Here is a 14,664-nt window from a genome sequence, read left to right on the forward strand (position 1 = left end):
CTTTCGTCAGACTTGAATATAGCTCTCTTATAGAAATCTTCATACGTGGTGCAGACTTATAGATTGAGAAATATGAGTCAAACTGCCATACTAGCCAACAAATTCAAGTATTGAGGTGCTGCACGTGATTTCTGTTGGTATTGTTGGGGGAACTGGATATACAGGCGTTGAATTATTACGTCTTTTATTAAGACATCCGCAAGCCCGAGTTGATGTTTTAACATCACGTACAGAAGCAGGAAAACGTGTAGCTGATATGTTTCCAAGTCTTCGTGGACACACTGAATTAGAGTTTTCTGATCTTGATCTAGATCGTCTCAAACAATGTGATGTTGTTTTCTTTGCAACTCCACACGGTGTAGCAATGCAACATGCTCAAGAATTGATTGATGCTGATACTAAAGTTATTGATCTAGCTGCTGACTTTCGTTTGCAGAATCTTGCTGAATTTGAAAAATGGTATGGCATGCAACACAGCTGTCCAACTGTTTTAACTGAATCGGTTTATGGTTTGACAGAGCTTAATCGCGAAAAAATCAAAAATGCGAGAGTAATTGGTAATCCAGGATGCTACCCGACAACAGTTCAATTGGGTTTGGCTCCGCTTCTAAAAAATGATACAACCCTCATCAATACTCAAAATATCATTATTGATGCGAAATCAGGTGTATCGGGTGCTGGACGAAAAGCAAGTCTTGGCATGATTTATAGTGAAAATGCAGATAACTTCAAAGCATATGGAGTTGCAGGTCACCGACATCATCCAGAGATAGTTGAAGCGCTTGAAAATATTTCTGGGCAAAAAGGGCAATTCAATCAAATTTTATTTGTGCCACATTTGGTGCCGATGATTCGTGGCATGCTAAGTACTATATATGTAGATTTAACAGAGCAAGGTCAGCAGTTGGATATCCAAGCTCTATATGAAGATTTTTATAAAAATGAACGGTTTGTAGATGTAATGCCTGCTAATAGTTCACCTGAAACTCGTAGCGTGCGCGGGGCGAACGAATTACGTATCGCTTTATATCGTTTACAAGAAAATAAGCTGATTATTCTTGTCGCACAAGATAACTTGGTTAAAGGTGCCGCTGGTCAAGCGATTCAAAATATGAACTTAATCTTTAATTTTGATGAAGCTGCTGGCTTAGAAGGTATTGGTTTATTACCATAAAAAACGGTTTTATACTTCACACACATTTAAATTTCGATTTAAATGTGTGTTTTGATGTAAGTCATAACGATAGAGATGATGATGGATAACGTTGATCCGACTATTTCACCAGATAGTTCCGCTAACAAAAATAACTTTCTCAAAACGAATTTACCTTTAGTGATTGCTGCTACAGTATTAATCGGTGGCAGTTTTATGCTTGGTTATACCGTAGGTCATCGTCAAGGATTAACAGTTGTTGGTTATGATGCAGATGCAGAGCAGTTAGTTGAAGTTGTACAAAAGCAAAAGACTGCTTTAGATTCAGTTAGCAAAAGTTTAAATGCAGCTGTTCAAGAAAGAGATATGGCTGTAGGAAATGCTGATGAGCTGTTTAAAGCGATAAATCAAGCAAATGCTGATAAAACTCAATTTGAAACAATGAATGCAATTTATCGTGAGACATTGAGACAGCGTGGCGGCGTTAGCTTAACAATTCAGAATCTTGCAGTTAAATCACTTCCTGAAAATGCCTATGAATATCAAATTGATTTAATCCAAGTAAGTCCAAGCAAGCGTCGTGCTGTAGGTTCAGTTGAGTTGCGATTGATTAAAGATACGGAAATACTTGTAGTGCCATTAGAAGACAAAAACTTCAATTTTGATGATTTTGAACGATTGACTGGTCGTTGGACAATGCCAAAAGGTTTTGTCCCTCAGTTTATTGAAGTAAGATTATCAGGTGGTGCTACACCTGTGATTAAGAGATTTAGTTGGCAGCGTGGTCAACCAGTAGATGTAAGCTCTGCATTTGTTTCTGAAATCCCACAAGCCGAAGCAAATGCCCAATAATTTAGTAGATCAAGTAACCAATATGCGAAGATATAAACGTCAGATGAGTTTAAGTGAAGTGAAAAGTTCTTTTCAGCAGTCAGGATTGATTGATTGGCACTTAGGTCCACGTTTGAGTGACTCGCATGAGGATCATGAAGGAGAGGTTGTTGTGCAAACAGCTCCTCCTGAATTAAAACGCCCACCTTTATACGCAGTTGTTTTATTGAATGATGATTACACGCCAATGGACTTTGTCATTGAGATTTTACAAAGTTATTTTGGGATGGATTTTGATCAAGCGAGTCAAGTGATGTTGACCGTTCATTATGAAGGTAAAGGCACTGCGGGTGTATACCCAAGAGATATTGCTGAAACCAAGGCGAATCAGGTAAATAATTATGCTCGATCGCAGGGTCATCCATTACTTTGTCAAATTGAGCCAAAAGCATAATTTTCTATAAATTTAGAATTAAAAAATAGATTTGCTGTCAATTTAAACAGTTGATTGACTTTTATGCTGTTTGTAATTGAATTTTTACAACAATATGTTGTTTTGAATCTTGACCAAGATGCTCAACTAATGCTAACAGTAGATTATGAAGCAAAGAGTATAGTAGCCGCCAAATTTCATTGCGATTACAGCAGCTCAAGCGGATTAAATCCATAATTAGCTCTTTCATGAAAATTCATATATTTCGGAATGAAAGAGCCCAAGAGATAAGGGGGTTACATGCTCAGTCGTCAATTAGAAGTATCGTTACGTTTGGCTGTTAGCATGGCTCGTCAAAAGAGACATGAGTTTTTGACAGTTGAACATTTGTTGCTTGCCTTGCTAGATAATGACTCTGCCGTAAATGCTTTAAAAGCATGCGGTGCAGATGTCGTTACTTTGCGTAAAGAATTAGAGGAATATGTAGAGCAACATACCCCAAAACTTGGTGATAATAACGAACAAGCTCCTCATCCAACAGAGAGCTTTGATCGTATTCTACAAAGAGCGATTTTCCACGTGCAATCGAGTGGCGGTGATCGTACTGTAGAGGGCGCTGATGTACTCGTTGCGATGTATTCTGAACGAGACTCTTTTGCGGTTTATTTATTAAAACGCCATCAAATCAATCGTCTTACTTTAACTCAGTACTTGTCTCATGGAACTCGCAAAGATGAGATTCAAGTTGAAGAAGAAGTGGAAGATATTGAAGGTGAAAATGCAGCCTCTGCGAATGCTGGCCCTTTAGAACAATATACGCTTAATCTTAATATTGAAGCACAAAAGGGTAAAACAGATCCATTAATTGGGCGTGAGAAAGAAATTGAGCGCGCTGCACAAATTTTATGCCGTCGCCGTAAAAACAATCCGCTGTTAGTTGGTGATCCAGGTGTTGGTAAAACATCTATTGCAGAAGGTTTGGCATGGTTGATTGTGAATGGTAAAGCACCAAAACCACTTGCTAATGCTGAAGTTTATAGCTTAGACATCGGTGCTTTGGTTGCAGGCACGAAGTATCGTGGTGACTTTGAAAAACGTTTAAAACAATTGTTAAATGCTTTGAAAAAGAATCCGAACGCGATTTTATTCATTGATGAAATTCATATGATTATTGGTGCAGGCTCAAGTATGGGTAGCACTATGGATGCATCGAACTTAATCAAACCAGCTTTGGCAAATGGTAGTTTACGTTGTATTGGTTCAACTACTTTCCAAGAATACCGTCAAGTATTTGAAAAAGATCATGCATTATCACGCCGATTCCAAAAAATTGATGTGAATGAGCCGAGTGTGGGTGAAACAATCGAAATACTTCGTGGCTTAAAAAGTAAGTTTGAGGATTTCCATCACGTTGAATACGAAGACAAAGCACTTGTTGCAGCAGTAGAGTTGTCAGCTAAGTTTATTCATGATCGTTTCTTACCAGATAAAGCAATTGACGTAATTGATGAAGCTGGTGCTCAACGTCGTCTTAAAGCTGAAGCTGATGGATCAATGATTTCAGTAGAAAACATTGAAGATATTGTTTCCAAGATTGCGCGTATCCCACCTAAGACTGTTTCTAAAGATGATAAGACTGTTTTAGAGAACTTAGAGCGAGATCTAAAACGCGTTGTATTTGGTCAAGATGAGGCGATTACAGCACTTGCTTCAGCAATTAAATTGTCGCGCGCAGGTTTAAAAGCACCTGATAAACCTGTCGGTAGTTTTGTATTTGCTGGGCCTACAGGTGTAGGTAAAACAGAGGTCACTAAACAACTTGCTAAATTACTAGGTGTTGAGTTAGTACGCTTTGATATGTCTGAATATATGGAGCGTCATGCTGTGTCGCGTTTGATCGGTGCGCCTCCAGGTTATGTTGGTTATGATCAAGGTGGTTTACTGACTGATGCGATTCATAAAAATCCACATTGTGTACTGTTGCTTGACGAAATTGAGAAAGCACATCCAGATGTATTCAACTTGTTATTACAAGTAATGGATCATGGTGCTTTAACCGATAATAATGGTCGTAAGTCTGATTTCAGAAACGTTATTATTGTGCTCACGACAAATATTGGTGCAGAAAGCATTTCTCGCGCAAGTATTGGTTTTACAGAGCAAGATCATAGTGCAGACAACCAAGACGCAATGAAACGAGCATTCTCTCCCGAGTTCCGTAACCGTTTAGATGGTGTGATCCAGTTTAAAGCACTTCCTACGACTGTGATTGAATCAGTAGTTGATAAATTCTTAACTGAGTTACAAGCACAGTTGGATGAAAAGCAAGTTGTTCTTGAAGTTGATCAAAGTGCGCGAGATTGGTTGTCAACCAATGGTTATGACCGTCTGATGGGTGCTCGCCCAATGCAACGTTTAATTCAAGAGCATCTGAAAAAGCCGCTTGCTGAGATGATCTTGTTCGGAGAGCTTGCTGAGCATGGTGGAAATGTTGCCGTTTCTGTGAAAACTGAAGATGGTAAAGATGTTGGTCTGAAACTAGAGGTATTTGAAGATCATATTAATCCGAGTGCTGAACCTGCTTAATGTTTGAATTGTCATCTTCTATAACCCAAATACTCAAAGTGTTTGGGTTATTTTTCATTACAGCTATTGCTGAAATTTTAGGTTGCTATTTTCCATACTTGATTTTGAATCAAGGGAAGTCACTTTGGTTGTGGATACCCACAGCATTAAGTTTAGCTATTTTTGTATGGCTGCTTACATTACATCCAGTAGCTTCAGGTCGTATTTATGCGGCATATGGCGGGATATATATTTTTACAGCACTGTTGTGGTTACGTTACATCGATCAAGTGATGTTATCCCGTTGGGATATTTTAGGTGTACTTATCGTGTTATGTGGTGCGGCAATTATTATTTTACAACCACAAGGTTTAGTACGCTAAACATCAGCATGACAAATAATTTTGCCATACTGATTTAAGATTAATTCAATAAATAACTTTCTTCTATGCCGCATTCTTTTACAAAGAGCTCATCATGAGAAACTAAGATGATGGAACCATGAAATGAACGGATAGCACGAGCTAAAAGTTCTCGTGATTCTATATCTAAATGGTTGTCTGGCTCATCTAAGAGTAATAGTTCAACTGTTTGGAATTTCAAAGCAACTAAAGCGACCTTTAAACGCTCTCCACCACTCAGAGTACTTATCGGAGCAAGCGATTTATCTCTACGAATTTGTAGATTTCCTAAAGCTGTTCGTATTTGCTGCTCAGATAGATTTGAGTCAGTACTTTTAAGAAATTCATAAGCGGATATATTTTGATTGAGTAAACAAAGATTCTGATCTAAATATACCAATTTCGCATTTGAATAGATTTCTCCAGCTATAGGTTTGATTAAACCTTGAATAGTTTTAAGAAAAGTCGATTTACCGCAACCATTTACACCCCTTAAATGTATTTTTTCTCCTGCTTTAATCGCAAGTTGAATTGGATTTGTACTGGCGTAAGCTATTTTTAATTCATAACAGCGTAATATTTCTCCTGATGTTTTTGTAGGTTGTGTAAACTCAAAAGATTGTGATTTGTAATATTCCAGTTGATGCTGTTTATGCTGTAATTCATCTTTTGCTTGAGTAAGCTGTTTGATCTGTTGTTTTTTTAGTTGAGAAAGTGATTGTTCAGATTGCTCCTTTTTTGCATCAAGTAAGATTGTTGCTTGAGATCCTGATGCTCTTAATTTTTCACCTGTTTTCTTTCTTTTTTGTGCTTTCATTTGGCTTTGATGTTGTTGCTCTTTGAGTTGTTTCAAATCACGCTTTTCTTGTAAAACTGAATGAGATAATGCTTGTATTTGCAACTGATGTTGTCGGTGATATAGATCATAATTTCCTCCATAGTAGTGCAAACCTAAGTGGTTTAAATTGAAAATACCTTCTACATGAGCGAGTAGTAGGCGGTCATGACTAATAATGAGTCCGCCTGTTGGATGTAGTTCCATTTGCTGAACGAGCCATTTTCTTCCTTGCGTATCCAAATGATTACTCGGTTCATCTAGTAATAAATAATGATCTTTAAGTAAGAATAAACGACATAGTGCAAGTTTAGTCTTTTGTCCTTCACTTAATTGATTTGTACTTTTGCCTAGATCAGTGGGTAAGTCTGCACTTTCTAATAGTTGTTGCCATTCAGAAGGTAAATGCCAAAGATGTTCAACTTGATCAAAATCAGTCAATGTTGCAGTCCCATTATTAATGCGTTCAAAACAAAAATATAAGTCTTCTATTTCCAGTGTCTCAGCAATAGTCGCTGATTGGATACGTTGAAACTGGTGAAGATGTTGATGTGGGCGTAACCAAGATATTTGACCTGAATAGGGTAGATTTGTTCTTCTTCCATGAAGAATAGACATCAGGAGAGATTTGCCTTGTCCATTTCGTCCAATTAAACCAGTGAATTGTCCGGTTGGAAGTTGGAAAGATAAATTAGTAAATAGTTTGCTTTGTGCTAGTTCGAGCGATAAATTTGAAACGACACATGCCTGTTGAGTCATAAGAAACCTCATAAACAGGATATGCAAAAATAGATCGAAATCAGTTTTAGAATATGAGTGGTTCAACCATAGATAAGTCTATTTTGCACATCAAAAAAGAAATTGAATTTGATGATGAAAAATAGGACTTACTTCATTGGCGTATACTCGTAGTGATGTATTTTTGTGCTATTTTATTGAAGCTTGGCTAAAAGATCAATTACTGTCTATTTTTTAGGTAAAATTAAAAAAACATAAAAAGTGCTTGTCAAATGCAGAAATAGTGCGTAACTTAGAACTAAGGAACAGTTTTTAAGATATTTGAAATAAACATGTTAAAGCATACTGTAAACACGAACGCATACTTTTACTTTTGGCAATATATCTAGTTGCCTGATGCGTTTCGGGCAGCGAAAGGGTTGCCCAACCAGTTAATACCTGATCGGCAACACCGATCAGGTTTTTTTATGCTTTAAGATTCATTAATTTAGGAGAAATACTATGTATACATCAAACATTTCATATTTTAGCAAGATTTCTTGGTTTTACTTTGCAAAAAAATCAACATCACTTAGATCACTCTTGCTCAAATAAATACTCGGGCTGATTTCAGTCCAAAGGAAATGAAAATGAATGCTTTAAATACGGCTTTGAAACAATCATCACAAACGCAAATAAAAGAATCAATGCTTAGCTTGCCATCACAACTCAAAGCGCAGTATCCATTGTCTGCAAATTTAGTGCAGCAAATTTCAAAACATCGTCAAACGATTCAGAATATTTTATCTGGTCATGATCATCGACTTATGGTGATTACAGGTCCATGCTCGATTCATGATCCTATCGCAGTACTTGAATATGCTGATCGCCTACAAAAACTCCAAGAAAAAGTTAAAGATCAAATATTTCTTGTAATGCGTGCTTATATTGAAAAACCACGTACAACAGTTGGCTGGAAGGGTTTTTTATATGATCCAAACCTAGATGGATCATCAGATTTACAATTGGGATTGGAAAAATCTCGTGAGCTATATATTCAGCTTATTGAAAAAGGTTTGCCGATCGCGAGTGAAATTTTAAGTCCGATGGCAACAGGTTATTTTGATGACTTGCTGGCTTGGGGAGCGATTGGGGCACGTACAAGTGAATCTCAGATTCATCGTGAGATCGCAAGCCATATGCCATACAGTATTGGTTTTAAAAATGGTACTGATGGTTCGATTCAGATTGCTTTGGATGCAATTCAATCTGCTTTAAATGGTCATCAATTCCTTGGAATGACTCAGCAAGGTTTACCTGCTATTTTGCATAGCAATGGCAACCCTTTACCGCATTTAATTTTGCGTGGTTCAAACCATGGTACAAATTATGATTTGGCTTCAATTCAAGCGATGCACTTTAAACATAAACATTTGCCTGCATTAGTAATTGATTGTAGTCATGGCAATAGTGGTAAAGACCCATTACAGCAACCAAATATACTAAAACAAATTATTGCAGAACGTGCAGAATCCAAAGTACGTGGTGTGATGATCGAAAGCCACTTGGTTGATGGAAATCAAAAGATTTCATGTAATATGACTTACGGTCAGTCGGTAACGGATGGTTGTTTAGGTTGGGATAAAACTGAACAAGTTCTCTTGGAAATCGCTGAGCAAATGAGATCTTGATTGATCATAAAAAGCCAATCTTGTTGATTGGCTTTTTATTGTATTTTTATGCAGCATCCAATGAATTGCTACTTAGAAAACGCCCAATTTCTTGAGAGAATTTTCTTGGTTCGGTAATTAAGGGAGTATGCCCTGAACGTTCAAAATAGATTGTTTTAGCATTTGCTAGACTATTAGCAACTAAAGTTTGTCCAGTTTCTGGATAAAGCGTAGAGTCACGGCCAATAAAGAACGTTGTTGGACACTCTAATTGACTGATGGCATCACGGTAATCTTCATCATGATTTAGATAATTTTCAACATACCAAAGTAAATAGTCTAGTCGTTGAATAGGTAGTAAATACTTTTGTAAAACTGGTCGATTTAATGCCAGTTTAAAGATTTTTGGACTATAAGCATTATTGCTTTGTAACTCAATAAATGCACCCCAAAGACTTACAAGTTGATATCGAATGTCTTTAGGTAAATCTTCAATCCTTTTTGCAGACTTATAATCAAATAAAAGTGTTTGAATATCGAGAAGTAAACTTTTGAATTGAGAATACTTTGTTCCAAATAGACCATATTGCCAAGTATCATCAACAGCAATTTTTGGTGTTTGATCAATATGGAGGTAGGCTTTAATTTTTTTAGCTAAATCACCATGTTTCATTCCATGCATAGCGGTCGTTGCACCCATAGAATATCCCATCAGGATAAACTGGTCTAAATTAAGCAGTTTGATGAGTGCATCTACATCATTCCAATGGCTTGAGATAGCATCCATTGATGGAATTCCACAATTTTTAGAGCCACCGAATCCTCTCCAATCTGGGATAATAAATTCATATTGATTGCGATTGGAAAATAAAAAAGGTAGCCATTGCCAGCTTTGCATACCAAGTCCTGATAAGACGAGTACAGGTTCTCCCTCGCCTACACGTCGTACAAATAATTTTTCTTGATCAGGCATGGTGTAAAACGGCATTATTTTTCTCCAATCTTGTCAGCTTCCTCAAACTTTTTGAGCTGAGGGATCATTTTCTCTAACCATTTTATCCATTCATTCTCTTTAATAATACCGAGTTCAAGAATCATTTTATGAATAAACAAAATACGATTTGTTGGCTCGTAATTTTTAAAGTCTTTGTCATGAATGGCTTGGTACAATTTTAACTTCTCTTTGTGTAACTCTAAGTGGCGAATCAATTCAGGTAATATCGTATTGCCACCTAATTGTGCTTCAGCCCTCAACCTAACCATCAAATCATCTCTTAGTTGCGCTGGTTCACTTTGTTGCTCGATCCATGCAGCTAATTGTATGCGACCTAATTGTTCGACTTGATATGTTTTTTTACGACTGTTTGTTGTTTCTTCTTCAATGGTTGATATCCAACCTTTTTTGAGCATTCCATTGAGTTCACGATAAATTTGTTGATGTGTCGCGTTCCAAAAGAAGCCCATAGAGCGATCAAAACGACGAGCAAGTTCGAAACCAGTGCTTGGTTTTTCTAATAAACTCGTCAATAAAACATGGGCAAGAGACATAAACATCCAAAAATAAAATGTGACTATTAAGATTATGCAAAATGTTGCATAAAAATCAAATATTGTTTATAACTTTATGCAACAAGTTGCATTAGCAAGCAGATTGCTAGCCATAGGAGAATTTATGTCAGCTTATCCACATTTACTTCAGCCACTTGATTTAGGCTTTACGACTTTAAAAAACCGCGTGCTTATGGGGTCTATGCATATTGGTTTAGAAGAAGCGCCACAAGGCTATGAACGCATGGCAGCATTCTATGCTGAACGTGCGAAAGGTGAGGTTGGATTAATTGTTACAGGTGGTGTATCTCCAAACGATGATGGTGTTGTTTTTGCGCATGGAACAAAATTAGATTCAATCGAAGAAGCAGAAAAACATAAAGTGATTACCCAAGCTGTACATGATGCAGGTGGTAAGATTGCTATGCAAATTCTTCATACAGGGCGCTATTCTTATCAAGCAAATAACGTCGCGCCTTCAGCAATTCAGGCTCCAATCAACCCAATTAAGCCAAAAGCATTAAGTTCTGCAGAAGTCCAACAAACCATTGATGACTTTGCGAATTGTGCAAAATTAGCACAATATGCAGGTTATGATGGCGTAGAAATCATGGGCTCAGAAGGCTACCTGATTAATGAGTTTATTGCCGCACGTACCAACCATCGTGATGACGAGTGGGGTGGTAGCTACGAAAATCGTATCCGTTTTCCAATCGAAATTGTTAAACGTACGCGTGATTTAGTGGGCGAGAACTTTATTATTATTTATCGGTTATCTATGCTCGATTTGGTAGAAGGTGGTTCTAGCTTAGAAGAAGTGATTCACCTTGCTAAAGAAATTGAAAAAGCGGGTGCAACAATTATTAATACAGGAATCGGCTGGCATGAAGCACGTATTCCAACGATTGCTACAAAAGTACCTCGTGCTGCATTCACTTGGGTAACGGAAAAACTTAAAGGAAGTGTATCTATTCCATTAATTACTTCGAATCGTATTAACACACCTGAAATGGCTGAGCATGTTTTAGCATCAGGTCATGCTGATATGATTTCAATGGCTCGTCCTATGTTGGCAGATGCGGAATTTGTATTAAAAGCTAAAGAGAATCGCAGTGATGAAATCAATACTTGTATTGGTTGTAACCAAGCATGTTTAGACCATATTTTCTCTATGAACATTGCGACATGCTTAGTGAATCCACGTGCATGTTATGAAACTGAACTGATTTTCAAAGAAACAAATGCAGTAAAAAATATTGCAGTAATCGGTGCAGGACCTGCGGGGTTGAGTTTTGCAACTTATGCAGCTAGCCGTGGTCATAAAGTTAAAATTTTTGATTCAAGTAATCAGATTGGTGGACAGTTCAATATCGCTAAAACGATTCCAGGTAAAGAAGAATTTTACGAGACACTACGCTACTTCAAGCGTCAAATCGAATTACAACCAAATATTGAGTTGGTATTGAATCATACTGTAACTTATGAAGAGTTAAGCAAAGCAAACTATGATGAAATTGTTGTAGCTACTGGTGTAACACCACGTCAATTACAATTTGAAGGCATTCATCATCCAAAAGTTCTAAGTTATATCCAAGTACTTAAAGAGCGTGTACCAGTAGGAAAACGTGTAGCGATTATTGGTGCTGGAGGTATTGGTTTTGATACTGCTGAGTATTTAAGTCACGAAGGTGAAAGCGGTAGCTTAAACCCTGAAAAATTCTATGCAGAATGGGGTATTGATACAGCGTACGAGCATGTTGGAGGTCTGAAACAACCTGAACTTGAAAAATCAGAACGAGAAATTTATTTATTACAACGTAAAGCTTCGGCAGTAGGTGCAGGTCTGGGTAAAACAACTGGCTGGATTCACCGTACAGGCTTAAAACACCGCGATGTAAAAATGATCGCAGGTGCAAGTTATGACAAAGTAGATGATCTAGGTTTACATATTACTGTTGATGGAAAAACAACAGTATTAGAAGTTGATAACGTCGTAATTTGTGCAGGCCAAGAATCATATACAGCGATGTATGATCAACTCAAAGCTGATGGTAAAAATGTTCATCTTATCGGTGGTGCAAAAGAAGCAGGCGAGTTAGATGCGAAGCGTGCAATTCGTCAAGGTGCTGAACTAGCAGCAATTCTATAATAAATAAAAGGGTGTTTTCTATTTTAAGAAAATGCCCTTTTCAAGACCATATAAATTTAATAGGACAATAAAAATGACACTTGCAACAACTCAAATATCAATCAAAAAATGGCATCAAATGTTAGAAACCAATGACATGTCCATCTTAAATGATTTATTAGCAGATGAGGTGGTATTTAGATCACCTGTCGCTTATAAACCGTATGAAGGGAAGCAAGTTGTTTTCTTTATTTTGACCAATGTTATCCAAGTTTTTCAGGACTTTACTTATCATCGTGAATTCTTTACGGAAGATGGTGAAAATGTAGTGCTAGAATTTAGCGCGAATGTGAGTGGTAAATCATTAAAAGGTATCGATATGATTCGCTTCAATGATCGAGGGCAAATTATTGATTTTGAAGTGATGATTCGGCCAATGAGTGGTTTGGCTGCCTTAGCAGAGCAAATGGGTCAAAGAATCGCCCAATATCAAGCTACTTAATATTAAAAATAGCCTAAGTAAGTTTGAATTAAAATGTGGTTAAAAATATCGACATTATTCCTACTACCAGTCATAGTTGCCCAAGGAATTGTTGTTAAACAACGTACACCAAAACTTCTAGAGCCAATTGGAGAACGTCAAGGAGTTGTAGGTTTTGGTCGGCCATTATCATTGCTTATTTTAGGTGATTCTGCTGCTGCAGGAGTTGGTGTTGAATATCAGCATCAAGCTCTTTCAGGCGTATTGATTTCACAGCTTATGAATGAATATCAACTGACATGGGCTTTACGTGCTAAAACTGGTGACAATACTAGACAAGTCATTGATGCAATTAATGCTTTAGAGCCGCAAGTTTATGATGTGATCGTCACTTCAATAGGGGTAAATGACGTGACTAAACTTACCTCAACTCGCTTGTGGATAAAGCAGCAAAAACAATTGTTTACCGAATTACGGAAGAAATTTGATCCAAAATTGATTATTGTGACTGGTGTTCCACCTATGCAGCATTTTCCAGCTTTACCTCATCCACTTGCTTGGATATTTGGAAAACATGTTCAACAAATGAATAAAAAATTACAAGGCTATTTATCAACTGAACCAATATTTAAGTTTATTGAATTTGATCTTGAACATTTTCAAGAGATGAATCTACCCATGGCTATAGATGGGTTTCATCCAAGTAAAGAAATTTACGAGATCTGGGGGAAACAGGTCGCGTCGTTAGTGCGAGAATTCTTCACCTCATAATTTAAGGCTATTGTCATCTATGGGTATTTCTACTTTAAATAAAATTAAAGTTTTGGGCTTAGAGTTATTTGATCTTGTGGTTGGTGCAGAGAAACCAAAGACATATTATTCACCAAATGGAAAGATTAAAAATATCTTAGAGAAATTGCCTCAGCTAAAACAGAAGTACCGCCCAACACCTTGGTTGTCTAACAATCACATGCATCTGTTGTATTTTGATGTTATTAGAAAAAAAACGATAAAGCTTCAATATGATCGTATCGAACAACTCACTATGCAGGATGGTGGTGTTACAGGAATAGCATGGTATGGATACGACTTACCTAAGCAAACACCGACGATTGTTATTATGCATACCATTACGGGTTCACCTGAAAGTATGCGAGAACTAGTAAAAGATTTGCATCAATACACAGGATGGAGAATCGCGCTTTGTCTACGTCGTGGACACGCCGGTTTACCAATGCCTGTACCTCGCATTTCACTTTTTGGATCGACAGATGATTTGAAAGAACAACTTACGCATATTCAACATATATTTCCTGAGTCTGATTTGTATGCTGTTGGTTCTTCTGCTGGTACTGGCTTATTAGTGCGTTATTTGGGTGAACAAGGTCTAGACACGCCTTTTAAAGCTGCATTTGCAATGTGTCCTGGTTATAACACCGAAATTGGATTCAAAAATGTTCATCCGTTTTACACAAAGTTAATGACGAAAAAATTGTTTAAGCATTTTATTTATCCTTATCAATCTACATGGAAACAGCTTGATTCATTAGAAAAGGTTTTAGCATCAACAACACTTGAAGAGTTTGAAAAAGTCTATTTTGAAATGGCAGGTTTTAGAGATTATGAGAGCTACTGTAAAGCGATTAATCCTATATATGTTTTTCAAAATATAAAAATTCCATTGATGATTCTAAACTCTGAAGATGATCCTGTGTGCTCGATCAAAAACTTTCATCCATATAAATCTGCTATAGAGCAAATGGATAATATTGCTGTGATTACAACGAAAAAAGGAAGCCACTGTGGATTTTATGAAGGCTGGCAAACTTCATCTTGGTCAGCACGACTTATTTCAGATTATTTTCTTGTTCAGCGTTCAAGCTAAGTAATTTAAGGAATAAA

Annotated in this window: 13 protein-coding genes; 10 read left to right on the forward strand and 3 right to left on the reverse strand. The window is 37.1% G+C overall.

The window, feature by feature from the left end; translation table 11 throughout:
• Positions 1–118: 118 nt before the first annotated feature.
• The 5 genes from argC (at position 119) to H2677_RS07650 (ending at position 5,365) form a co-directional block, all read left to right on the forward strand.
• Positions 119–1,174 (forward strand): N-acetyl-gamma-glutamyl-phosphate reductase, encoded by a 1,056-nt coding sequence (argC, locus tag H2677_RS07625; RefSeq protein ID WP_171065590.1) that lies wholly within the window; start codon positions 119–121, stop codon positions 1,172–1,174.
• Positions 1,175–1,255: 81 nt separating this feature from the next.
• Entirely contained in the window at positions 1,256–2,005 is a 750-nt protein-coding gene (locus H2677_RS07630; protein WP_407929297.1) for a DUF6776 family protein, read from the forward strand.
• A gap of 22 nt (positions 2,006–2,027) precedes the next feature.
• The gene (gene clpS, locus H2677_RS07635; protein ID WP_005402579.1) at positions 2,028–2,438 is read left to right on the forward strand and encodes an ATP-dependent Clp protease adapter ClpS; all 411 of its coding nucleotides are present in this window, start codon (positions 2,028–2,030) and stop codon (positions 2,436–2,438) included.
• A gap of 279 nt (positions 2,439–2,717) precedes the next feature.
• Entirely contained in the window at positions 2,718–5,003 is a 2,286-nt protein-coding gene (gene clpA, locus H2677_RS07645) for an ATP-dependent Clp protease ATP-binding subunit ClpA (protein ID WP_212639516.1), read from the forward strand.
• Positions 5,003–5,365, forward strand: a complete 363-nt coding sequence (locus tag H2677_RS07650; RefSeq protein WP_212639517.1) for a YnfA family protein — start codon at positions 5,003–5,005, stop codon at positions 5,363–5,365. The genes clpA and H2677_RS07650 overlap by 1 nt, the downstream gene beginning before the upstream one ends.
• A gap of 40 nt (positions 5,366–5,405) precedes the next feature.
• Here the strand turns inward: H2677_RS07650 and H2677_RS07655 are convergent, their stop codons facing one another.
• The gene (locus H2677_RS07655; protein WP_168153680.1) at positions 5,406–6,977 is read right to left on the reverse strand and encodes an ATP-binding cassette domain-containing protein; all 1,572 of its coding nucleotides are present in this window, start codon (positions 6,975–6,977) and stop codon (positions 5,406–5,408) included.
• A 608-nt stretch (positions 6,978–7,585) separates the two neighbouring features.
• Between H2677_RS07655 and H2677_RS07660 the strand changes: the two genes are divergently transcribed.
• On the forward strand, positions 7,586–8,626 hold the full coding sequence (locus H2677_RS07660; RefSeq protein WP_212639518.1) for a 3-deoxy-7-phosphoheptulonate synthase: 1,041 nt from the start codon (positions 7,586–7,588) through the stop codon (positions 8,624–8,626).
• Between the two features lie 46 nt (positions 8,627–8,672).
• Here H2677_RS07660 and H2677_RS07665 read toward each other — a convergent pair whose 3' ends face one another.
• Together H2677_RS07665 and H2677_RS07670 are read right to left on the reverse strand one after the other, a co-directional pair.
• Entirely contained in the window at positions 8,673–9,593 is a 921-nt protein-coding gene (locus H2677_RS07665; RefSeq protein WP_212639519.1) for an alpha/beta fold hydrolase, read from the reverse strand.
• Positions 9,593–10,153: a PadR family transcriptional regulator gene (locus H2677_RS07670; protein WP_212639520.1), complete on the reverse strand. Its 561-nt coding sequence runs from the start codon at positions 10,151–10,153 to the stop codon at positions 9,593–9,595. The genes H2677_RS07665 and H2677_RS07670 overlap by 1 nt, the downstream gene beginning before the upstream one ends.
• 124 nt (positions 10,154–10,277) lie before the next feature.
• Here H2677_RS07670 and H2677_RS07675 point away from each other — a divergent pair, with 124 nt between their 5' ends.
• The 4 genes from H2677_RS07675 (at position 10,278) to H2677_RS07690 (ending at position 14,647) form a co-directional block, all read left to right on the forward strand.
• The gene (locus tag H2677_RS07675) at positions 10,278–12,302 is read left to right on the forward strand and encodes an NADPH-dependent 2,4-dienoyl-CoA reductase (RefSeq protein WP_212639521.1); all 2,025 of its coding nucleotides are present in this window, start codon (positions 10,278–10,280) and stop codon (positions 12,300–12,302) included.
• A 73-nt stretch (positions 12,303–12,375) separates the two neighbouring features.
• Entirely contained in the window at positions 12,376–12,783 is a 408-nt protein-coding gene (locus H2677_RS07680; protein WP_004954216.1) for a nuclear transport factor 2 family protein, read from the forward strand.
• A 33-nt stretch (positions 12,784–12,816) separates the two neighbouring features.
• On the forward strand, positions 12,817–13,533 hold the full coding sequence (locus tag H2677_RS07685; protein ID WP_212639522.1) for an SGNH/GDSL hydrolase family protein: 717 nt from the start codon (positions 12,817–12,819) through the stop codon (positions 13,531–13,533).
• Positions 13,534–13,552: 19 nt separating this feature from the next.
• The gene (locus H2677_RS07690; RefSeq protein WP_099948626.1) at positions 13,553–14,647 is read left to right on the forward strand and encodes a YheT family hydrolase; all 1,095 of its coding nucleotides are present in this window, start codon (positions 13,553–13,555) and stop codon (positions 14,645–14,647) included.
• Positions 14,648–14,664 lie beyond the last annotated feature (17 nt).

Origin of the sequence: Acinetobacter junii (assembly GCF_018336855.1) — a bacterium.
GTDB lineage: Bacteria > Pseudomonadota > Gammaproteobacteria > Pseudomonadales > Moraxellaceae > Acinetobacter > Acinetobacter junii.